Annotated in this window: 20 protein-coding genes; 9 read left to right on the top strand and 11 right to left on the bottom strand. The window is 60.3% G+C overall.

Features of this window, described 5'->3' with window-relative positions:
* Positions 1–82 precede the first annotated feature (82 nt).
* The gene (locus tag N2601_RS24395) at positions 83–985 is read left to right on the top strand and encodes a universal stress protein (RefSeq protein WP_260305199.1); all 903 of its coding nucleotides are present in this window, start codon (positions 83–85) and stop codon (positions 983–985) included.
* 33 nt (positions 986–1,018) lie between these two features.
* Here N2601_RS24395 and N2601_RS24390 read toward each other — a convergent pair whose 3' ends face one another.
* The 9 genes from N2601_RS24390 to N2601_RS24350 form a co-directional block, all read right to left on the bottom strand.
* Positions 1,019–1,612 carry a class I SAM-dependent methyltransferase gene (locus N2601_RS24390; RefSeq protein ID WP_104826887.1) on the bottom strand — a complete coding sequence of 198 codons (594 nt, stop codon included), beginning with the start codon at positions 1,610–1,612 and terminating at the stop codon, positions 1,019–1,021.
* A gap of 208 nt (positions 1,613–1,820) precedes the next feature.
* Positions 1,821–3,542: an ABC transporter ATP-binding protein gene (locus tag N2601_RS24385; RefSeq protein ID WP_104826886.1), complete on the bottom strand. Its 1,722-nt coding sequence runs from the start codon at positions 3,540–3,542 to the stop codon at positions 1,821–1,823.
* A gap of 272 nt (positions 3,543–3,814) precedes the next feature.
* Positions 3,815–4,270, bottom strand: coding sequence for a D-erythrulose-4-phosphate isomerase (gene derI, locus N2601_RS24380; RefSeq protein WP_104826885.1), 456 nt, complete (start codon positions 4,268–4,270; stop codon positions 3,815–3,817).
* On the bottom strand, positions 4,267–5,052 hold the full coding sequence (locus tag N2601_RS24375; protein ID WP_260305197.1) for a triose-phosphate isomerase: 786 nt from the start codon (positions 5,050–5,052) through the stop codon (positions 4,267–4,269). The genes derI and N2601_RS24375 overlap by 4 nt, the downstream gene beginning before the upstream one ends.
* Positions 5,049–5,825, bottom strand: coding sequence for a DeoR/GlpR family DNA-binding transcription regulator (locus tag N2601_RS24370; protein WP_260305196.1), 777 nt, complete (start codon positions 5,823–5,825; stop codon positions 5,049–5,051). Before N2601_RS24370 ends, N2601_RS24375 begins: the two co-directional genes overlap by 4 nt.
* Positions 5,826–5,909: 84 nt before the next feature.
* Positions 5,910–6,866, bottom strand: coding sequence for a sugar-binding transcriptional regulator (locus N2601_RS24365; protein WP_260305195.1), 957 nt, complete (start codon positions 6,864–6,866; stop codon positions 5,910–5,912).
* 166 nt (positions 6,867–7,032) lie between these two features.
* Positions 7,033–7,965 carry a sugar phosphate isomerase/epimerase family protein gene (locus N2601_RS24360; protein WP_260305194.1) on the bottom strand — a complete coding sequence of 311 codons (933 nt, stop codon included), beginning with the start codon at positions 7,963–7,965 and terminating at the stop codon, positions 7,033–7,035.
* A 21-nt stretch (positions 7,966–7,986) separates the two neighbouring features.
* Positions 7,987–9,498, bottom strand: coding sequence for a glycerol-3-phosphate dehydrogenase (locus tag N2601_RS24355; RefSeq protein ID WP_260305193.1), 1,512 nt, complete (start codon positions 9,496–9,498; stop codon positions 7,987–7,989).
* 69 nt (positions 9,499–9,567) lie between these two features.
* On the bottom strand, positions 9,568–11,121 hold the full coding sequence (locus N2601_RS24350) for an FGGY-family carbohydrate kinase (protein WP_260305192.1): 1,554 nt from the start codon (positions 11,119–11,121) through the stop codon (positions 9,568–9,570).
* 321 nt (positions 11,122–11,442) lie between these two features.
* On the opposite strand from N2601_RS24350, the gene N2601_RS24345 reads away from it, so the two are divergent.
* From N2601_RS24345 to N2601_RS24310, 8 genes are all read left to right on the top strand, one after another.
* Complete coding sequence (locus N2601_RS24345) at positions 11,443–11,625, top strand: hypothetical protein (RefSeq protein ID WP_260305191.1); 183 nt, start codon at positions 11,443–11,445, stop codon at positions 11,623–11,625.
* Between the two features lie 330 nt (positions 11,626–11,955).
* Complete coding sequence (locus N2601_RS24340; RefSeq protein WP_260305190.1) at positions 11,956–12,603, top strand: DUF2291 domain-containing protein; 648 nt, start codon at positions 11,956–11,958, stop codon at positions 12,601–12,603.
* A complete protein-coding gene (locus tag N2601_RS24335) occupies positions 12,600–14,144 on the top strand; it encodes a sugar ABC transporter ATP-binding protein (protein ID WP_260305189.1) in 1,545 nt (514 codons plus the stop codon). Before N2601_RS24340 ends, N2601_RS24335 begins: the two co-directional genes overlap by 4 nt.
* A 23-nt stretch (positions 14,145–14,167) precedes the next feature.
* Complete coding sequence (locus tag N2601_RS24330; RefSeq protein ID WP_260305188.1) at positions 14,168–15,220, top strand: ABC transporter permease; 1,053 nt, start codon at positions 14,168–14,170, stop codon at positions 15,218–15,220.
* A gap of 115 nt (positions 15,221–15,335) precedes the next feature.
* Positions 15,336–16,283 carry a D-ribose ABC transporter substrate-binding protein gene (locus N2601_RS24325; RefSeq protein WP_260305187.1) on the top strand — a complete coding sequence of 316 codons (948 nt, stop codon included), beginning with the start codon at positions 15,336–15,338 and terminating at the stop codon, positions 16,281–16,283.
* Positions 16,284–16,452: 169 nt separating this feature from the next.
* A complete protein-coding gene (locus N2601_RS24320) occupies positions 16,453–17,295 on the top strand; it encodes a DeoR/GlpR family DNA-binding transcription regulator (protein ID WP_260305186.1) in 843 nt (280 codons plus the stop codon).
* 90 nt (positions 17,296–17,385) lie between these two features.
* The gene (locus tag N2601_RS24315) at positions 17,386–18,915 is read left to right on the top strand and encodes an FGGY-family carbohydrate kinase (RefSeq protein ID WP_260305185.1); all 1,530 of its coding nucleotides are present in this window, start codon (positions 17,386–17,388) and stop codon (positions 18,913–18,915) included.
* A 61-nt stretch (positions 18,916–18,976) separates the two neighbouring features.
* Entirely contained in the window at positions 18,977–20,716 is a 1,740-nt protein-coding gene (locus tag N2601_RS24310) for a glycerol-3-phosphate dehydrogenase/oxidase (protein ID WP_260305184.1), read from the top strand.
* Positions 20,717–20,744: 28 nt separating this feature from the next.
* Here N2601_RS24310 and N2601_RS24305 read toward each other — a convergent pair whose 3' ends face one another.
* Both N2601_RS24305 and N2601_RS24300 read right to left on the bottom strand, forming a co-directional pair.
* Positions 20,745–21,506 carry a class II aldolase/adducin family protein gene (locus N2601_RS24305; protein WP_260305183.1) on the bottom strand — a complete coding sequence of 254 codons (762 nt, stop codon included), beginning with the start codon at positions 21,504–21,506 and terminating at the stop codon, positions 20,745–20,747.
* A complete protein-coding gene (locus N2601_RS24300) occupies positions 21,503–22,639 on the bottom strand; it encodes a TauD/TfdA family dioxygenase (RefSeq protein ID WP_260305182.1) in 1,137 nt (378 codons plus the stop codon). The genes N2601_RS24305 and N2601_RS24300 overlap by 4 nt, the downstream gene beginning before the upstream one ends.
* Positions 22,640–22,706 lie beyond the last annotated feature (67 nt).

Here is a 22,706-nt window from a genome sequence, read left to right as displayed (position 1 = left end):
CGTTGCGGGCCGTTCGATCTCAGGGTAGAATCTACCCAACCGTGCCACGAGAGGTACGGAGCATCGCGGAAGGAGGTCCGATATGATGGGCCCGCCCGCACATGAAAGCGACACCAAACCGCCACCCGGAAAGACAAGTCTCCTGTTGGCCGGCACCGTGCATGAATTGACTGTCCATGCCGATGTTCTCGCTTTGCTGCCCGATCTTGCCACCGTCCGAAACTGCCTGGATCTAGCCGAGGAGGCCGCGCGAGAGATACATGGCAGCATGGCTGCAGCTCATATCGGTGCCGATCCCGAAAGGATGATTGCCGCACCTGAGGAACTCGACCTGCAGATCCTGCGGGACATGGACGAGAACTCTCCGCACCAAAGATTCGAGCGGATTGCCGATGCTTTTGAGGATTGGAAGCGGGAGCGGCCGGACCGTGCGAGCCTTTTCCTGGATGATTGCCGGGGCGATATCGAGCGCTGCGTGATGACCGAATGCCATGAGACGGCGCTTGTCGTCGCTCCCTGTCACGGCAACATGGATGCGCAAGACACATTTTATGATCTTCTATTCAAGAAGCATAAGCTGGTGCTGGTGCCGCCTGCAGGGGTTTACTCCGGCAATCTGCTGGGCCATGTGGTGATCGGCTGGAAGCCGCACAAACATGCGCTACGCACCGTCGTTGCGGCAAGACGCTGGCTGGCTGTGGCTGATCGCGTCACCGTTCTATGCATCGACGATAAAGTGGACGGAAACTATCAGCGCACGGCCAGCGAATTGCTTGATCAGCTCGGCCTTAAGGGCGACGTCGTCGCGGTCAGTGCCGGCGGCCGGCCGGTCGGAGAAACCATCATCGAGTTTGCCAGATCCACGGGCGCGACATGCCTGCTTATCGGTGCGTTCAAGCGCGGATATTTTATGGAGCTGCTTCTCGGCCGCATTACGCGCCACCTCCTATCGCATTCCACGCTTCCCTTGATGATGAAGCATTAGGAGTTCGCGGGCATTCTCGGACGGCCTCCGCCGCTATACACGCTCCAGGATGATGCCGTAGTGATAGGGCGGCAGTTCCTCGACGCGGGCAGTGACAAATCCGGCAGGTTCGACGATCCTTCGCACCGCGTCGGGCGACATGCGCATGTCCGTCTTCGGTCCACGTGGCTGATCCAGCACGACCGTTTGTTCTCTGGGTATCACATGCCAGTTGACGATCGCGAACAAGCCTCCGGGCCGCAGGACATGCCAGACTGCCCGCGCCAGATCCGGCTTGTCCGGCACGCCATGAAAGGTGTTGGCCATCAGCACGTAATCGACCGGTTCGGGCAGAAGCGACGCGATTTCGCGCGCATCGGCGTTGATCCATTGGCGCACAGTCCCGCCGAGGCGCTCGACCTCGATTCTTGCCTGCTCGATCATTTCCGCATCCAGATCGAGGGCATAGACACGGCCATCGACGAGACCGGCAAGCGGCGCGGTGAAATAACCATCGCCGCAACACAGGTCGAGCACGGTCATGCCGGGCTGAATGCCGAGATCAGCCAGGACCTCCGCCGGTCGCGGCCAAAGTGCCGCCCACCAATCTCGGTCGGGCATGGAGGTCGCGGGGAACAGATCATCCATTGTCTTCTCTTCCGGCGCGCAGGCCGTTTCTGGCTCGGGCAGAATTGCCGAGTGCCAGCAACCTTGATGGTAGGCTAGACGGGCTCTTTCTGGAACCCGTCCACATGCGATTTGACCACCTCCGTCACAAAGGCTGCGCGTTTTGTCGGAAGAAATTTAAGCCCGGAAGGATGGTCTCCCGGGCTCAACCTTTACGTGCTCGTCGACATCATGGAAGCGTATCGAACTGAGCGTTGTGAAGCCTGGCATAGCTACCGCCGCGCGCCAGCAGCTCGGCATGCGCTCCCTGCTCGACAATGCCGTCTGGCCCCATGACAATGATGCGATCGGCGTTGCGGATGGTCGTCAGCCGGTGCGCTACCACCAGGGTCGTGCGCCCCTTCGAAAGATCCGCCAATGCCTGCTGGATGGCAAATTCGGTTGCCGTGTCGAGTGCAGACGTTGCCTCATCGAGGATGAGAATCGGCGGGTTCTTGAGGAAGATGCGCGCGATGGCAAGACGCTGCTTCTGCCCACCCGACAGTTTCACGCCGCGTTCGCCGGTCGGCGTGTCCAGGCCGTCGGGCAGCGAACGAACGAATTCATCGAGCGATGCGCGGCGCAGCGCCTCCATGATGTCCTGATCGGTCGCGCCGAGCTTTCCATAGGCGATGTTCTCGCGAATGGTCGATCCGAACAGGAACACGTCCTGCTGCACGATGCCGATCTGGCTGCGCAGCGAGGCCTGCGTCATATCGCGGATGTCGATGCCGTCAATGGTGATGCTGCCGCCGGTCACGTCGTAGAAGCGCGGCAGCAGCGAGCAGATCGTTGTCTTGCCTGTTCCCGAAGCGCCGACGAAAGCGACCGTCTCTCCGGCCGATATTGTCAGATTCAGAGCATCGAAGATCGTACCCTGATTCGAATAGCCGAAGCTGACATCCTTATAGACGATATCGCCCTTGAGATGATCGACCGCAAACGCGTTCGGCCGGTCGGCAAGGTCGGGCTGTGTATCGATCAGCGACAGGAAACGTTTGAAGCCGGCGATGCCCTTCGGATACATTTCGAGCACCGAGGTGATCTTGTCGATCGGGTGAAAGAAGACGTTGATCAGGAGCAGGAAGCTGACGAAACCACCATAGGTTAGTTCGCCAGACACCACGAACCAAGTTCCGGCCACCATGACCACGAGCTGCACGAGGCGCGTGCTGAAATAGCTGAGCGCGATGCTCGCCGTCATATAGGCATAGGCATTGAGCTTTGTGGCCTTGTAGTCCTCGTTGTTGCGGGCAAAAAGCCGGCTTTCGTAATCCTCGTTGGCGAAAGCCTTGACGACCCGGATGCCGCCAACGCTCTCCTGCACGCGAATGTTGAAGTCACCCACCTTGGTGAACAGGCTGCGCCAGTTCAGTGTCATCTTGGCGCCGTAGCGGCTGACCAGCCAGGTCATGAAAGGCACGATGATCGTCGTCAGCAGCGCCAGCTTCCAGTGCACCGAGAACATCAGCAGGAAAGCGCCGATGAAGGTCATGATGGCGATGAAGACATCCTCGGGTCCGTGATGGGCGATTTCGCCCACCTCTTCGAGATCCTTGGTCACGTGGGTGATCAGATGCCCGGTCCTGTTGTTGTCGAAATAGCGGAACGAGAGCTTCTGGATATGGTCGAAGGCCTGGCGGCGCATGTCCGATTCAATCGAAATGCCAAGCGCATGACCCCAATAGTTGACCACGGCCATCAGGCCGGTGTTCAGCGCATAGACGATCAGCAGCAGCGCGGCAGTCGCGGCGATCAGACCCCAGTTACGGCTCGGCAGCAACTCATCGACAAAGAGCTTGACCGCCAGCGGAAAGCCCAGTTCGAGAAGACCAGCGACAACCGCGCAGCCGAAATCGAGAAAAAACAGGGTCTTGTAGCGCGCATAATAGGAAAAAAAGCGACGAAACATGAATGCCCTCCAAGGGCACGAGAGATCATATTGTTAGACAAGGATGGACTGAACAGCAGCCCGCATTCGGCGGCGCTGTTCAGCGCTGATTGGTGCCGAAATGTCTCATCTAACTGATCTCCCTCATGAGTCGCAGGGATCTTATAACTGACGAACCAGACGTTGTCATCCCCAACGGCAAATTGGTGCTATGACGGGCGCTGATAATGCCACATTATCGCCGTGTGTCGCTTTGAGAGCTAGGTCACACGGCGATGTCTGCATAGCCCAGATCAGCGGGCGTTATATTTCGCGTCGACTTCGTTGATTGCCTTGACGTTTCCGGCCGAGCGGCCCTCTTCGTCGAATGTGTGCGCAAGGAAGGTGTCGGCGATGGCCTTGGCAAGTTCCGGCCCAATGACACGGGAGCCCATCGTGATGATCTGCGCGTTGTTCGAAAGTGCGGCACGTTCGGCCGAATAGGTGTCGTGCGTCAGTGCCGCGCGGATGCCGGGGACCTTATTGGCCGAGATGCTGACGCCGATGCCGGTGCCGCAGACGAGGATCGCCTTGTCATAGGTGCCGCCGATGACGCCCGAGGCGACGCGATCGGCAAGGTTCGCGTAGAACGGATCCGGACCGGCGTCCGTGCGCGACACTTCCTGCACGTCGTAGCGGTCCTTCAGGTGGTCGGCGAGAATTTTTGCGAGGCCTTCGCCCGCACTGTCTCCTGCAATTGCAATCTTCAACGTCTATCTCCTTGGAGTTTGGCGGTGCATTGGGCGAGGATGCCGAGATAGCCTTCAGCGCTCCAGGCCGAACGACCGATGAAAAGCCCATCGATATTCGGGCACGATATGAGGTCTTCACAGTTCCCCGGATTGACCGATCCCCCGTAAAGGCAGGGGACGCGGCGGCCGAGCACATCTTGCGCGATCGATACGATCTCGGCATGGCGTGCATCGGCATAGTCTGGCGAGGCGGGAATTCCCCTTTCGCCGATTGCCCAGACAGGTTCGTAAGCCAGAAGGATTTGTGCGCCCTTCTGCGCCTCGGACAGCTTCGAAAAAGCGCCGAGAACCTGAGTTTTCAAAATATCCGTGGCCCGACCGCTTTCCCGGTCGGCCAGTGTCTCGCCGATGCAGATGAGCGGGATCAGACCGTGGCGGACGGCGGCTTCGGTCTTCAGGCCGACGGTCTCATTAGTCTCGCCGAAATGTTCGCGGCGTTCGGAGTGGCCAAGCTCGACAATATCGAGATTGCAATCCCTGAGCATGAGGGGAGAGATCTCGCCGGTCCAAGCACCCTCATCGGCCCAGTGCATATTCTGCGCACCCACCTTGACGGAGGTGCCGGCAAGAAGGGCCTTGACCTCCCGCACCGCCGTAAACGGCGGGATGATGAAGCGCTGAATGGCCGCGTCCCGGCCGGCATCGGCAGCGCGCAGCGCCTCGGCATAGCTGTTGGCTTCCGCCAGCGCTTTGTTCATCTTCCAACTGGTTCCAATCCAGAATCGAGGTGCGGCGCTCATGTCGTCTCCGAGTTCAAGGCAATGGTCAGCGTGATGTTGGCGCGTTCGAGCTGCTTCAGGGCGGCAGGCTCGGGGGTGTCGTCGGTGATGATGGTGTCGAAATCGGCAAGGTCGGCCATGACATGCAGGGCGGTGTGTCCGATGCGCTGGTGGTTGACCAGCAGGCATGTCTTGGTCGCGGACGCGATCATCGCCCGCTTCGCGCGTACGACATTGTCATCCATATGATAGGCAAGGGTGCCGGAAACGGCTGGCGTCGAGATGAAGGCGATATCCGCCCTGAGGCGAAACAGCGCTTCCTCCGTCACCACGCCCAGAAACGCGTTGAATTTCGGCGAATATATGCCACCCAGCGCAATCAACGTGATGCCGCTTTCGTTCTTCAGCCTCTCGATGATCGCGGCATTGTTGGTGATCAGCGTCAGCGGCCGCTTCTGCAACAGCATCTCGCCGAGTACGGCGGCCATGGAGCCGTCGTTGACCATCACCGTCATGCCCGGCTCGACAAGCTCCAGCGCGCGACGCGCCATGCTGACCTTGGCCTCATGTCCCTGGCGTTCGCGGATGCGGAAGTCGCTTTCGAACTGCATGCCCGCGTCGATCGTCGCGCCGCCGCGGATCTTCCGCAGGACGCCGGACTGTTCGAGATCGTCGAGATCTCGATGGATGGTCATCTTGGACACGGCAAAGCGGTCGGCCAAGTCGTCGAGGTCGACGCTTTTGTGCTCGACGAGCAGATTGACGATCGATTGTTGGCGTTCTTCGCGTTTCATCTTGGTGCTCCGGTTCTCTCCGGATCGGATGCCTGGGAATATAACATGTTTATCACATGGTTCCACATTAATTTTGTTATTTTGTTATGATTCATGTGGCGGGGAAGGTCCCAGAAGCGCCTGGGCGGTTCGTTCGTCGGTAATCAGGCCGTAGAGGCATCGGCTTTTCAGGACTGCGCGGATGGCCTCGGCCTTCGCAACGCCGCCGGCCAAGGCGACCAGTCTTTCCTTCTTCGACCGCGGCAAGGAAGCCGACAGGGTTCGCGCCGTCAGCGTCGTCTCGAGGATGCGTCCGTCAGCGTCGAAGAAATGCCCGAGTATTTCGCCGACGCCGCCTGCGGCCGCGATCTCCGCGATCTCACGCGGCTCAACCATGCCGGATAGGACAAGCTGCGCGTCGGTATCGACGGTGCCGAGACCAACCAGTTTCAGGTCGGCATTGTTGGCGAGATCGAACACTTCCTTGACGCCGCGCTGCGCAAGCATCACTTCGCGGTCCTCGCCTGTATTGGCGAAAAAAGGCACGGGCATCATATAGGCATGCGCGCCGGTCTTTTCGGCAATGCGGTGCATCACATCATACGGATTGGCCACATAGTTTCTCGACAGGCCACCGAGCATCGAGACGAACCGCAGTCCCTTGGCATTCAACCGCGGCATATGGTGCACGGCCGATGACAATGTTCGACCGTGGCCGAGGCCTATAACCTTGTTGTCGCCGCGCTCGATCTCCCGCTTCAGGAAGCCGGCACCGGCCTGGCCGAGGGCGCGAAACTCGAAGCCCTCCTCGCCGAGATCCGGCGCCACCTCGCAATATTGCAGGCCGAAGCGTTCAGCCAGCCGGGTCTCAAGCTCCACGCATTCGACGATATCGCCGTCGATCGTCACCTTGACGACGCCGTCGGCGACCGCCCGTGCGATCAGGCGGTGCGCCTTGACCGACGGAACGCCAAGGCGTTTGGCGACCTCCGACTGTGTCAGTCCGCCGGCATAGTGCAGCCAGGCGGCGCGCACGGCGAGCGACTCATCCGCATCGGCCATCGATTGTCCCCTTCCATTCTTTCACCCAAAATCGCGCTTTCGCCATCGGTGCCTTTCGATGGTGGCCAGCGGCAGGCTTCGTTGCTGTTGCGGCATCGGTGCTCGACCAAGAATCAAATGTAATGCCGCAACGTTGATGTCCTAAAGCCTTGCCGGGTTCTTGCAACTAGAGGCGCAGGCTGCCTGCGCCAGTGTCGATATGAGGCGCCCAGAAGGCGATGCTTTCAGCGATCTGCGATATGACCTGGCGATCATTGGGTTCGCGCTCCTTGAACGACAGCTCTAGACAAATCTCGTTGTCCTCGGCACCCCCCTCGGCGAAGGCCTGCAGCAACAGCGCGGGCTGGATACGGCCCCTGGCATTGAATTCCGCCGTGAAGGGCCGATGCCCGCCCTTGTCCATCAGGCTTTGCTTGATGTGGATGATCGGAGAAACCGGGGGAACAGCGCGCGCCCAGGCATAGGGATCATAATCGTCGGGATTTGCCGATGTGACATCGCCATGATCGATATCGGCCATCATCCACATCGGCACCGCGAGATCGGCGGCCGTCAGGCGATCCTGAAGCGCAATGCATTCGCTGATCGTCTGGCCGAATTCGCGGCCGATACTCATCGGCTCCCAGAACACATAGGAAAGACCGGCCGAACGGGCATGCTCGGCAACCTCAGCCCAGCAATCGATGGCGATCTGGGTGAGGCTCTCCCGCTGCGCCGGATCGTCGAAATCCTTGTAGGTGAAGATGGCGAATTGCGTGCCGACAGACTGGCCGCCGAGATCGGCGATGATATCGGCGAAGGTCTTGAACCAGTCAACGTAGTAGCGCCGGACATCGGCGTCGGGATGGCCGAAATGATTGAGGCGCCCATAGGGGCCGGTCATGCCCGAGGTTACGCGAACGCCGGTGCGCTCCAACGCGGCTCGCATCCTGCGGGTCAGCCGTCGGATTGCCGATGCTTGCCAGCTCGGATTGATGAACTCATGCGTCAATTGCAGGTCGCGGATCCTGAGGTCGCGCGCAACCGTCTCGATGAGATCATCCGGCTCGGCGAAGCGGTTCACAAGCGGATTGGTGTTGAGTGAAAGTGACAATGCCATGGGATCGGCTCCTCGGATGTCTCAGGCGGCCAGAGCCAGTTCGCTCTTGAACCAAGTCGAGAAATCCGCCTTCTCCTTCGCGGTCATATGCAGGCCTTCTTTGGTGCGCCGCAGGAGAACATCGTCCACGGTCTGTGCCCATTCGTAAGCAACGAGGTAACGCACCTCCGCCTCGTAGAGATTGCCGCCGAAATGGCGCCCGAGGCCGGCAAGTGACGTGGCGTCGCCGATGATGGTTTTGGTCCGCGCCCCATAGAGGTGGCCGTAGTGGTTCACGAGCACGCGCGGCATCCAGGGATAGGCCTCGCGCAACGTGTCTGCGAAGCTGGTGTAGTCCGCGTTCGGAATGTCACCGCCCGGCAATGTCGCCGCACGGGTCCAATCGCCGCCCATCTTGGGGAAGAATTTGGCGAGCCTTTGCAGCGCGTGTTCGGACAGTTTGCGGAACGTCGTGATCTTGCCGCCGAAAACGTTGAGCATCGGCGCGCCGCCGGTATCGTCGAGATCGAAAACGTAGTCGCGCGTCACCGCGGAAGGATTGCCCTGACCGTCGTCGAACAACGGCCGAACGCCGGAGAAGCTTGAGATCACATCGGAGCGGCGCAGCTTCTCCTTGAAATAGCGGTTCACGGCGGCGATCAGATAGTCCATCTCCTGCTCGTCGGCCTTCACCTCCTCCGGCTGGCCTTCGTAGGGAATGTCCGTTGTGCCGATGAGGGCCATGTCGCCTTCATACGGGTTGATGAAGATCACGCGCCGGTCATGGTTCTGAACCAGATAGGCATGCTGCCCGCTCCAGAATTTCGGAACGATGATATGGCTGCCTTTGACGAGCCGGACCTTGCGATGGCTGTTAGAGCCGGCGACGCGGCCGATGATGTCATTGACCCATGGGCCTGCGGCGTTCACGAGGACGCGCGCCCGCACTGTGCGCAGGTCGCCGGAGCGCTGGTCGCGCATCTGAACGATCCAACTGCCATTGTCGCGCCGTGCGCTGACGCAGGCCGTGCGCGTCAATATCTGAGCGCCCTTTTCGGCGGCATCGAGGGCGTTCAGCAGCACGAGCCGTGCATCGTCGACCCAGCAGTCGGAATATTCGAAGCCCTTGGTATATTTATCGACGATCGGCGTGCCTTCCGGATCGCGGCTGAGATCGAGGGAGCGGGTGCCGGGCAAGCGCTTGCGGCCGCCCAGATGATCGTAGAGGAAGAGGCCGAGGCGGACGAGCCAGGCGGGCCGGTCCGTCGGGCTATGCGGCAGCACGAAACGCATCGGCCAGATAATGTGGCTTGCGGAATTCAGCAGCACCTCGCGCTCGATCAAGGCTTCGCGCACCAGGCGAAACTCATAATATTCAAGATAACGCAAACCCCCGTGGACGAGCTTCCCCGATCGCGATGACGTGCCTTCCGCCAGATCATCTTTCTCGCAGAGCATGACGGAGAGACCCCGACCGGCTGCGTCCCGCGCGATGCCGGCGCCGTTGATGCCGCCGCCGATCACGAAGAGATCGAGGATTTCGGATTCAGTCATTTCACGCTCCTTAGGATGCCTTTCGCATCAAAATCATCTGTCTCGACCGCGCGCGGGATGTGTATGCCCCTATGGCTGCGAAGCGAGCTTGTCCCACGCGGGTGCGATCGCTTGCCGCACGTCCAGATAGGCCCCAAATAGTCGGTCGTAACGGCGAGCCTCGTCCGCGTCGGGCGCTTCGGATTCGCCAAGCAGCGGCGTCACCCATTCGGCAATACAGTCGTCCATGGTCGCATAGGCGCCGATTGCGACCGCGGCCATCATGGCAACACCTGCGGCTCCCGCTTCCTGCCGTTCGGAGATTCTGACCGGCGCGTTGACGGCGGCCGCGAGCGATTGCCGCAGTGCGCGGCTTCGTGCCGCTCCGCCTGTCATCCGCAGCTCCAGCGGCATATCGCCCATCGCCGCGTAACAATCGCGCGTCGCCATGCCGAGCCCTTCGACCACGGCGCGAACCAAGTCCGGAAAGCCGTGGCGAATGGAGAGCCCGGTAAAGCCGGCCCGCGCATGGGCATTGACGAAGGGGCCGCGTTCTCCCGCCTCGGAAACATAAGGGTGGTAGAGAATGGAACCGGGACGGCTTTGAGCGAACCAGGCGTCGATCCGGGAGATGAGATCCGAGGCGGCTACAGGCTTGCCCGCTTCGGACATCAGATCGGCGGCAATCTGCAAAATCCAGTCGATATTGATCGTCGCACCCATATTGGTCTGAACCTGGGTGACGATGCCGGGGATCGGCAGGGTGATGACATAGCCGGTGCCCTCGGCATTGAGCTGGACATCGGAGACCGCCTTGGCACGCATATGCACACCCGTCGAGCCAATCGTCGAGCAAGCGGCATTGTGGCCGGCGGTACGCACTCCGGCGCCGAGCGCCGTCACGACCATATCGACATAGCCAAGGCAGACGGGCGTGCCGGCCAGCAGCCCGGTCGCGCTCGCCGCATCGGCCAATAGAGGATGCGTTATCTCGGTCCCCTCGATGATCTCGGGCAGAAGGGATGTTCTGTGGTTGAGGCCGAGCGCGTCGATGACGACGGAATCGTAGCGACGCGTGCGGAAATTGCCGAAGGTGAAGCTTGCCTCGGACGGATCGGTCGCGCGAATGCCGGTGAGATTGAGGTAGAGCCAATCCTTGCAATGCAGCGCCGTCTCGGCGCGATCGAGAAGCTCCGGCATATAGCGGTCCATATGCGCGAGCTGCGAGCCCTGCTGACAGGTGTTGAGCCCGGTGCCGGTCGCCTCGAAACGCGCGCGATTGTCCGGATGGCTGCTTAAGCGATTGACGGTCGGGGCCGCCCGTGCGTCGAGCCATAGCCAGGCATCGCCGACGGGCTCGTTACTGCAGCCGACGAGCCAGGTGCCGTCTCCCTGGCCGGTCACGGCAATGATGGCGGTACGCGCGGCAAGGTCGTTGACCATGTCAGCGAGCCCGCGCACGGCGCTGACGCAGTCCGTCCACGTACGGCCGAGCGGCTGCGTAGCGGAGCCGTCATCTCCCATCGTGTACTGATTGCGCGCCGAGGCCGACGCGATCTGCCGGCCCGAAAGCTCGAAGGCCACGGCTTTGATGACGGAGGTTCCCGCATCGATGCCAATGATGAGCGTTTCGTTGCTAGGCATTGCGCAATAGCTCCGGCGCGCCAAGACCTGCATCCACGGCGGTCAATCCTTGTGTCGCATCCATTCTTCGCTCCTCCCCAATCGCTTTCATTGAACCGCGCCTGCGGCGCCATCTCAACGACTGCATTCGCTGCCGAAATGCTCGATCAGATTATAACATAGAGATATCATAACGTCCGTAATATTTTTCTAGCAATGTAATTTTTTTCATATAAAATGGATGGTGTCAATTGTTTCGGATATCCCGCGAGCCAAGCGGCGCTTGGTTGGCGGGCATTGCATGGCTTGGCCTTGAAGTGGCCGCAGCCAGGATGCGGTCAATTGAGCAGTCAGCAAATTGACGCTAAAAACTATTGGTTTTCAACGGTATTTTTGGCCTCTGTTGATTTATGGACACTAAGCCGAGCATTGGTGAATGCCGAAAGGCTGGCGATGGCGGCAAGCGCGATGACTATCGTTGCCGGCCCTATCTCATCGACGGCGAATGCGCCAGGAAGCCAGTAGGATCAAGAGAGGCTGTTGACACATCGGAAAATTTATAACATGGTTGATGGCGTTAATAACATATATCTATCGTAGCTAACGTCATAGCTGTATGATGAGGTCAGGTGATTGGGGGAGACAAGCGCCGGCAACCGAGGAGGAATTTCGATGAGCTATTTCGTTTCAGGATACGGTCCGGTTTCGTGCCAAGGCGATCGCGTCTGTGAACGAGGCACGCGCCGTTCCGTTCGCGCAGGCCGACAGCGGCTTCGATGATTGCCGGCCGCCGCTCGCGGTTCCCTTCCTTGTCAACAGAGCAATCCGGCCGATAGCGCCGAAGGTCTTTCGAATATGAGTGCACAAATTCAAAACGCGGCCTCCAAGCCGAAAATTACATTGTGGGCGAGCGTGGCGGCGGCGGTGATCGTCATCGCGGCGATCGGCTTCGATACGACCGTCGTAAGGATCGGCTCCAAACATGACGTGCGCGAACAGGCGTTCTCGCCAGAGGCTTACGGCGCCCAGGAGTTCCCGAAGGTGGTGGCGAATGTCGAGCAGCGCGCCGTCGGTGCCGTCGATCTGGCCAATGCGATCGCGGCTGACAAGAAGGTGGCAGGCGACAAATACGGTGTTGCCACGAGCACCGGCCCGGTCATGCCGGTTTCGCTGACCGGCGTCTTCGGCGCCCGAAAAGCCAATTACAACGAGATCAAGGTGGATGGATTGCCGGACGATGTCGTTGTCCGCGTCCAGACGGGTCCGGCCGTCAACGGCACGGACCTGCGCGATGCCACGGGCACCATCGAGTTCGGCCAGTTCACCAATCAGATCGAGTATCAGGATGCCGGTTCGGCGATAAACAACGAGATGAAGAAGAACGTTCTTGCGGGTCTCGACGTGGACAATCTCTCGGGCAAGACCGCATCCGTCGTCGGCGTCTTCAAGCTCATCAATCCGAAAAACTGGCTGATCACTCCGGTCAAGGTCGAAGTCAAATGAGTGCAGCGCTGCAAAATGAGGGCGCACGCGGCGAGGTCGTTCTTGCCGCCCGCCACATCGCGAAATCCTATGGCAGTGTCCATGCCCTGAAGGGCGTCAATTTCGACATTCATCGCGGCCAGGTGACCACTCTCTTCGGGGAGAACGGCGCGGGGAAATCGACGCTGATGAAGATCCTCTCCGGCGTTGTCCAGCCGAGTTCCGGCGAGATTGTCCTCGACGGTCAGCCGGTCTCGTTTTCTTCCTCTACCCATGCCCGCGAATGCGGCATCTCGATCATTCACCAGGAATTGAGCCTCGCTCCCAACCTCAATGTCCGCGACAATATTTTCATGGGCCGCGAGATTATCAGGAGCGGCAGCGTGGACTTTGCCGAGGAAGAACGCCAGACGCGCGCCCTGATGGCGGAGCTTGAAGAGGAGATCGATCCGCTGACCCCCGTCGAGGATCTGCGCCTCGGCCAGCAGCAGATCGTCGAGATCGCGCGCGCTCTGTCGGTCAATTCGCGTATCCTCATCATGGATGAGCCGACCTCAGCGCTTAGCGCCAGCGAGGTGGAGGTTCTCTTCAAGGTCATTCGCGACCTGACGAGCCGGGGCGTCTCCATCGTCTATATCTCGCATCATCTCGAAGAGGCGCTTCAGATCACCCACCATGCCGTCGTGCTCCGCGACGGCAACATGACGGCCTATGCCGAGCGCAAGGACATCGATCTCGAATGGATCGTCCGCAATATGGTCGGCGAAAACTTCGACCTCGGAAGTCCGCCGATCGGCCATGAGATCGGCGAGGTTGCGCTTGCACTTGAGAATTTGACGGTTCCTGGCCCCTCGGGCGCTGCCTATAACGCGGTGGATCGTCTTTCGCTGCAAGTCCGTGCCGGTGAGATCGTCTGCATATACGGTTTGATGGGGGCAGGGCGCACCGAACTGCTCGAATGCGTCGCGGGACGTCTTCGCTCGAGCGGCGGCAGGGTCCAGCTTGAAGGTCGTGATATCGGCAATCTCAACATCGCCGGACGTATCGCCAGCGGCTTGGTGCTGGTGCCTGAAGACCGCCAGCGCGACGGCCTCGTCCAAACGATGACGGTCGGCTCCAATCTTTCGCTGGCCAGCATCGCTGCCTTCACCAAGGGATTGCTTACCTCCGGCGGACGCGAGCGGGAGCTGGTGAACAACTCGATCCGCAGGGTTCATATCAAGACGGACGGCGGCGAGGCGGCGATCGGCTCCCTTTCGGGCGGCAACCAGCAGAAGGTTGTAATCGGTAAGATGCTAGCGACCGAACCCAAGGTCATGCTGCTCGACGAACCGAGCCGCGGCATCGATGTCGGCGCGAAGGCGGAAGTCTTCAAGCTTTTGGCCGAACGCGCCAAGCAGGGCCTGGCGGTGATCTATTCGACCTCGGAGGTCGGCGAATGCCTCAGCATCGCCCACCGCATCATCGTCATGCATCGCGGCAGGATATCCGCCGAATTCGGTCCCGACGTCACCAAAGAAAAAATCATGGCCGCCTCGGGCGAAGCAGTGGTCGCGCCCTAGCCGGCAATTATGGAGCACTGATTATGTCAGTCACGAATGTCACTGAAAAGAAAGCGGTTGCGAACGGGCAGAGGCGGAACACCAATATTATCCGGTTGATACTCGAAGGTCGCGCGTTTTTCGCGCTGATCGTCATCGTCGCAGTCTTTTCCTTTCTGTCGCCCTATTATTTCACGCTCAACAACTTCCTGATCATGGCCTCGCATGTCGCGATCTTCGGCATTCTGGCGATCGGCATGCTTCTGGTGATCCTGAACGGCGGCATCGACCTCTCCGTCGGCTCGACGCTTGGCCTTGCGGGCTGCATCGCCGGCTTCCTGATGCAAGGTGTGACGCTGTCGAGTTTCGGCGTCATCCTGTATCCGCCGGTCTGGGCCGTCGTCGTGATCACCTGCGCGCTCGGCGCGGTCGTGGGCGCTGTGAACGGCGTGCTGATCGCTTATTTGCGCGTACCAGCCTTCGTGGCGTCGCTCGGCGTTCTCTACGTAGCGCGCGGGGTCGCGCTGCTGATGACCAACGGCCTGACCTACAACAATCTCGGCGGCCGTCCGGAACTCGGCAATACCGGTTTTGACTGGCTCGGCTTCAACCGCCTGGTAGGCATTCCAATCGGCGTCATCGTATTGGCGGCGCTCGCCATCATCTGCGGTCTGGTGTTGAGCCGCACCGCCTTCGGCCGCTGGCTCTATGCCTCCGGCGGCAATGAACGCGCCGCCGACCTTTCGGGCGTGCCGGTCAAGCGGGTGAAGATCATCGTCTACGTTCTTTCCGGCGTCTGCGCCGCGATCGCCGGCCTGGTCCTGTCATCGCAGCTCACTTCGGCCGGTCCGACAGCGGGCACGACCTATGAACTGACCGCAATCGCGGCTGTCGTGATCGGCGGCGCGGCGCTGACCGGCGGCCGCGGCACCGTCCGCGGCACGATGCTCGGCGCCTTCGTTATCGGCTTCCTGTCCGATGGCCTCGTGATCATCGGCGTGTCCGCCTACTGGCAGACCGTATTTACCGGCGCAGTCATCGTGCTCGCGGTCCTCATGAACAGCATCCAATACGGACGTCGGACCAAGTCGGGCTGACGATCGCGACAGAACTTGTCCACGACGGCAGACCTGCTTCGAACAGCCCGCCGATTGCGGAAAGCACCGCCGGTTCGCCGGCATTATCTGAGCTCATCAAATGGGAGAGAGACCAATGTTTAAAAAGGGATTGCGCATTGTTATGACGGCTGTCGCGGTGGCGCCGCTTTTGACCGGAGCGGCATGGGCCGCCGGTCAGATGACGATCATCGTCAACGATCCGGCCAACCCATACTGGCTGACGGAAGGCAATATCGCCAAGGCAACGGCCGAGAAGCTGGGCTATACGGCGACCGTCAGCGCCCACAAAGGCGATACCAATACTGAAAGCAATCTGATCGACACGGCAATCACGAACAAGTCTGTCGCCATCATCCTCGATCCGGCCAATGCCGACGGCTCGGTCGGCGCGGTGAAGAAGGCTGTGGCTGCTGGCATTCCCGTTGTCCTGGTCAACGCTGAAATCAACCAGGAAGGTCTCGCCAAGGCTCAGCTCGTTTCCAACAATGCGCAGGGCGCAGCACTTGGCGCGCAGCAATGGGTCGAAAGCGTCGGCGACAAGGGCAAGTATGCCGAGCTGCTCGGCGCCCCCTCCGACAACAATGCCGCAACCCGTTCCAATGGTTACGAAACGGTGCTGACGCAGTATCCGGACCTGAAGAAGGTTGCGCAGGAAGTCGCCAATTGGGACCGCACCCAGGGCCATGACAAGATGCAGTCCATGCTGCAGGCCAATCCCGACATCGTCGGCGTCATTTCCGGTAACGACGAAATGGCGCTCGGCGCGATTGCCGCGCTGAAGGAAGCCGGCAAGCTCGCCAAGATCAAGGTCGGCGGTTTCGACGGTTCGCCGGATGCGGTTGCCGCGATCAAGGCTGGCGAACTGCAGTACACCGTGCTGCAGCCGGTCGCGACCTTCTCCGCGGAAGCCGTCAAGCAGGCCGACAACGTCATCAAGACGGGCAACACCGGCGCCAAGAGCGAGAAGCAGCTCTTCGATTGCATTCTGATCACCAAGGACAATGTCGACAAGTACACCGCTCCGTTCGTGCTGTCGCAGTGATGACAACAGGGGGCGCCGCTCGCGGCGCCCCCCATTCGGCTGCCGGCAGTTCGCGGAAGGCGGCCAGGACATGCGCAATGCAAAGGGTTGTTCCATCTCCTCTTTTTGCCTTCGCACTGCATTCGCTGTACGAAACCGACATCGACGAGATTCAGCGGCAGGGGTCAAAGTGACACAGAAGACAGGCATAGGAACATCCCTCTTGGACGAATTGCCAAGCGACAGCCGGCACACCCGCCAGCTCGCTCGCCGGCAGATGATTGCCGAGGCGGTGATGACGGAAGGCTCCATGCGTATCGAGGATCTGACGGAGAGATTCGGCATCAGTCTGATGACCGCTCATCGCGATGTCGACGAACTCGTCAGCCGCGGTCTTTTCCGCAAGACGCGCGGAATCGTCACGGCCGCCGCCACCAGCCTTATTGAATCGAGCGACGTCTACCGTTCAAACCGGCAGGCGGCCGAAAAGAAATCGATTGCGGCGGCGGCAATGCAGTTCGTTGAGCCTGGCCAGGCGATTTTCTTCGATGACTCCACGACCGTGCTGCAGATGGCAACCCATCTTTCTGCCAAGGTGCCGCTGACGGCGATCACCAACTCGCTGACCCTGATGAACACGCTCAAGGGGATGCATGACGTGACGCTTCTGGCCCTTGGCGGCCAGTACTATAGCTGGTGCAACGCCTTCATGGGCCGCATGACGATCAACGAGATCACCAGGCTGCGGGCCGATATCGCCTTCATTTCGATGTCGGCGATCACCGACGACATCGTCTTCCATCAGTCGCCTGAGATAGTCGACACGAAACGGGCGATGTTCGACTGCGCCGTCAAGCGCATCCTGCTTGCCGATCACACGAAATTCGAGCGACGCGCGTTGCACAGCTTCGCGGCGCTCGGCGAGTTTGATGCCGTGGTCGTCGATGACAAGACGCCCGCCATCCACATCGACCGCATGCGGTCCAAAGATATCAACGTCGTCATCGCCAAGGGCGATGGGGGTCGGTCATGATAGTGGTGAGGATAGACGGGGCCAAAAGCGGCCAGTCTGTTCGCGGACCGGATCATGCCTGCGGCCTTTCCACTATCCGGAGTCATGAGAATGCCGAGTCTGCTCGGAATTGATAGCGGTCTGACGGTCACAAAGGCCGTTATCTTCGATATCGACGGCACGCCGATTGCCGTGGCACGGCGGCGCGTCACGCAGTTCATACCCAGGGCCCGCCACATCGAGCGCGATATGGATGAGCTCTGGTCGGCGACGGCGGATGCGATCGCCGAGGCGATCAGCCTCAGCAAGCGTCCTGCCTCCGATATCCAGGCGGTCGCGGCAACCGCCCACGGCGACGGCATCTACATGCTCGATCGCTCCGGCAGGCCGCTGGCGCGCGCGATCCTGTCGCTCGACAGCCGGGCAGGGGCTGTTGTCGATCGCTGGCTCGAAAGCCCGGTCGCAGACGAAGCCATAAGGCTTACCGGGCAATTGCCGCATGTCTCGGCGCCGTCGGCGCTGCTTGCCTGGATCAAGGAGAAGGAACCGGCCCGTTTTGCCGAAATCGGCCATATCATGAGCTGCAAGGACTGGCTTCGCTTCTGCCTGACCGGGGCGATCGGCACGGACAGGACGGAAGCAAGCACCTCCTTCACCGCTGTTGCCAGCCAGGATTATTCGCAGGATGCGCTCAAGCTCTTCGGACTGGAAGCGCTGGCGGATGCCCTGCCGCCGGCCTCGCGTTCCGACGAGATCGTTGGTCATGTGACGCGGACCGCCGCGGCGCGAACGGGGCTTGCCGAGGGAACACCAGTCGTGGCCGGGCTGCACGATGTTACCGCATCGGCGCTCGGTGCGGGCGGTTACGCATCCGGCGTGGTTGCCGTGATTGCCGGCACGTACTCGATCAACGAAACCCTGTCCTCCGAACCGCGCGTCGACAGGCGATGGTTCTGCCGCAATGCCATTGCGCCCGGCCAGTGGAACAACATGTCGATCTCGCCGGCTTCGACGGCGAATTACGACTGGTTCCTCGATCGCCTTTGCGCCAGCGAACGCGTAAGCAGCGAAGCGTCTGGCGGATCGATCCATGCACTGCTGGCGCCCGAGATAGAGGCGGCGTTTGCACGTTCTTCGACAGCGCTTTTCCATCCCTATCTGTTTGGCTCGCCCTACGGCGCTTCCGCAAGCGCCGGCTTCTTCGGTCTGGGCGGCTGGCATGATCGCGGTGACATGCTGCGGGCGGTTCTCGAGGGAATTGCCTTCAACCACAAGATCCATGTCGATGCTTTGAGTGATGGCTTCGCCTTTGGGGAGGCAAGGCTTGCTGGCGGCATTTCCCGCAATCCAAGGGTCGTCCAGATGTTTGCCGACGTACTCGAGATGCCGGTGACTGTGACGGAGACGGATGAGGCAGCGGCTTGGGGCGCGGCTCTCTGTGCAGGTGCGGGCGTCGGTCTCTATGCCGATCCGCAGAGCGACCCCCGCGATGTCCGCAAGATCGCTACAACCTTCCATCCGGATGTATCACGCAGTCTCCATTATCGCGAGAGATACGGGCTGTTCCGTGAGATCGCCGAGGCAATGACCCCGATCTGGCCGAAGATCGGCCGCCTCGCCTCCGCTGAATCGCAAGATTAGGACAATAGGCCGCCGCGCGCGGATAGCTCGCACTGACGGTACTTCCGTAGGAAATAATGGTATGACCGATATCGCCGCCGATCTGAAACAACGCTTTGCGACGTTGCCGGACAAGGACATAGACGTCGTCATTCTCGGTGCCGGCGTCAACGGCGCGGGACTCTTTCGCGATCTTGCCGCCCAGGGCGTCAATTGTCTCATCGTCGATAAGGCCGATTTCGGGTCTGGAACGAGCGCGGCGCCGTCGCGCCTCATCCACGGCGGCTTGAAATATTTGGAGACGGGTGAGTTCGGCCTGGTTGCCCAATCGACGCTGGAACGCAATCTCTTGCTTCAGAACGCGCCACATTGCGTCGAACCACTGCCAACCTTCATCCCAATTTTCTCATGGACGCGGGGCATATGGGCGGCTTTGCGCACGCTGACGGGCTCGACGACGGCACCCCGCAGCCGCGGCGCTGTTCTTATCAAGATCGGGCTTGCGCTTTATGACTTCTTCGGATCACGCAACCGCGTCATGCCGCGTCACCGGTTCATATTGAAGAAGCGCGCGCTCAAGGAAATGCCGTATGTCACCCCTGATATCGTAGCGGGCGGCATCTATTATGATGCCAAGATCAGCCGGCCGGAGCGGCTCGTTTACGAGCTGGTCATGGATGGGCTTGAGGCCAATAAGAACGCGCTGGCGGCAAACGTCACCATGCTGACGTCGTCGGCGGGTGGGAGGCTCAGCTTCGAGCGAGCCGACGGCACGACGTTTTCCGTTTCCCCGAAGCTTGTCGTCAACGCCGCCGGCCCCTGGATCGACCGCGTCAACGAAGCGCTCGGCGCGCCATCGCGCCTGATCGGCGGCACGAAAGGTTCGCATATCCTGCTCGATCACCCCGAGCTCGTGCGCGGCCTCAATGGCCATATGATCTATTTCGAGGCGGATGATGGCCGTATTTGCCTCGTCTATGGCTATCTTGGCCTCGCTTTGGTCGGCTCCACGGATATTCCCTGTGACGATCCCGACAACGTCCGGTGCGATGAGCCGGAGATCGACTATTTCCTCGAGAGCGTCCGGACCTTGCTGCCGGGTCTTCGCTTCGGGCGGGAGCAGGTGGTCTATAGCTACAGCGGCATTCGTCCCTTGCCGGCTTCGGATGCATCGTCGCCGGGGCTAATCAGCCGCGACCATTCCGCTCCGGTGATCGAGCCGAAGGCGGATCGTCCCTTTGCGATCGTTTCGCTCGTGGGCGGCAAGTGGACAACCTTTCGAGGCTTTGCCGAGGAAGTTGCGGATCTTGCGCTCCAGCGCCTGAATCGAGCGCGGAGCCAATCCACAAAGCATATCGCGATCGGGGGCGGCCGCGATTTCCCTGCGAATTCGACGGCGCGCGCAGAATGGGTGCGCGCCGTGGCGAAACGAACGGGTGCGACGCCGGGGCGGATCGACCAACTCTTGAGCCGCTACGGCACTACCGCGACGGCGATCCTCGAATATCCATCGGTGCATACTGATACCGTGCGCCTCTCCGGGGCTTCACATTACAGTGCTCTCGAAATCGATTGGATCGTGCAGCAAGAGCTCGTCGTCCATCTTTCGGACGTGGTGTTCCGGCGCACGACGCTTGCGATCGAGGGCGCGCTGACCATGCAAGGCTTGCGCGACATCGCCGCAATTGCCGCCGAAGCGCTTGGGTGGACCGAACAAGGGCTAGAAGCCGAGATCGAAGACGTGGTGAATGCGCTGGCGAAATTCCACGACGGCCGGCTGACGGATACGTCTGGCCAGCAGCCCGCGGAAGCGCGGATATGAACCAGCCCAGCCTCTGTTTCCGCCCACCTTATTCTTTGTAGGACGCGTCGCTGCGGTCGAGCGTCGATTTGAGATAATCGAAATGTGCGAACGCCATGCCCTTGTAGGCATGCCAGCCCTCGGCGGTCTTGCGGGCGATCTCGTCGGAGAGGATGTTCAATGCCTGGCCGCTGGAATAGGCCAACATCAGCGTCTTCGCAGCCTTTTCAAAGAAATAGAGATCCTCGAATGCCTCCGCTACGGTATCGCCGGTACAGGTAATGCCATGATTCCCCATCAGCAGGGTCTTGTTGCTGCCGAGAGAGCGAGCCAGCCTTTCGCCTTCCTCGGCATCATCAGCGATCCCTCCGAAACCGAGATCGATGCCGAGCCTGCCGAAGAAGCGCGCCGTATTGTTGTCGATCGGCTTCATCGACGGGTCCTTGAGGGTGGAAAGTGCCGTCGCATAGGGCGGATGGCAGTGGAGCAGCACGCGGACCGCAGGGCATTCGCGATGGATTGTGCCATGAACAGTCCATGCAGACGGATCTGGTGCATTTGGGCGGCTCATAACCGTCCGATCATCCGCATCAAGCAACAAGAGATCGCTTGCCCGGATTGATCCGAAGTGTTTCCACTTCGGGTTCATCAGGAACCGTTTGCCATCCGCAGACACGGCTGCGCTGAAGTGATTACCGACGGATTCGCTCCAGCCGAATTCGACGCAGAGACGAAAGGCGGCCGCCAGATCGATCCGCAACTGTGCGAGATCATCGCCGGTAACATCGGCATGGGAAGCCTGTCCGTTCATTTGAACCGTCCTTCGGATGTCAGCGCGCGATAAGTGCTGCGCATCTCGCCGCGATCGGCGTAGCAACCGCGAAGATAGCGTTCGCCGCTGTTTGCCGAATAGGCCGCCCGCCCGTGCACGATGCGGTGATTGTCGAAGACGATGCATTCCGTCGCCTTCAGCGTGAAGCGCATGAGGTACTTGTCGGATTGCAACATGCGGCCGAAACGGCAGAAGGCCGGATAATACCGATCCAGAAAAGTCTGCGGCAGGTCGAATATATCGGCCATGTGTTGGCTGATGGTGACGCCGGACACCTCGCCGTGCTCGTCCAGTTCGATGACCCTCTGACGGGAGCGCACGTCATAGGCGTCGTGCTCGCAGTAATAGGGAATTTCCGTTTCCGTCAGGAGCTTGAAGTCCTCGGGAAACTCCTTTTTCAGATCGTTCGCGACGGCGACGCCATCGAGAAAGAGATTCCTGCCGCCCTCGACGCTATTGGCCCGGCAATGCAGGAATTGCATGCCCGGCGCCATTTCTTCCGCGGGAGTGTCGGTATGCAGTTCCAGAGCCTTTGCCGTATAGGCAAGGTTTGTCGGTTTGATATGCGTGCGCACGTCAAAATAATCGCCGAAGAATGTCGGGCGTACATGTCCCATCAGGCGCACCAGCTCCGTCAGCCCCTCGTTGCAGTCGGGCATGTCCGTCACGATCGCGACACCTTCGACGATCAGCGCCTCCAGCCAATTGGCGACGATGGATTTGTCGGCCAGAAGCTCCGGCTGTGAGAATCTGGCAATGGCGGGATAGTGATCCGAATACCATGGGCGTCGCGGAAGGTCTGCAGGATCATGCCGGCGCTTGCCGTTGCTATACTGCGCCAGCAGGCTCAGCGGATAACGGCTCTTGTGCCCGTCTCCCGTCCAGACGATTTCTAAGGCATTTTCGACCACCGCCGCCTGCTCCGGTGCAGGTGCACCATCGAGATGGAAGATATCGAACACGCGCTCGCGCGTCTGGCTGTCGAACGATGTCGGGCAATTATCCCGCAGCCAATAATAGTTGAAATAGCTCGCCGCTCCATCCGACAGGCAGAGATGAAGACCCAGCTCGCCCAGTTTTACCGGTGGTTCGTTCAAAAGACTCGTGCCCATCCTACCCTCTTGCTAGCTTATGTTTTACCGCTGGCCTTCATCTCAAAAGGCCCTTGTTTGTGGACAA

The sequence above is a fragment of the Rhizobium sp. CB3060 genome, assembly GCF_025200735.1.
GTDB lineage: Bacteria > Pseudomonadota > Alphaproteobacteria > Rhizobiales > Rhizobiaceae > Rhizobium.
This window is presented reverse-complemented; position numbering and strand designations above follow the sequence as displayed.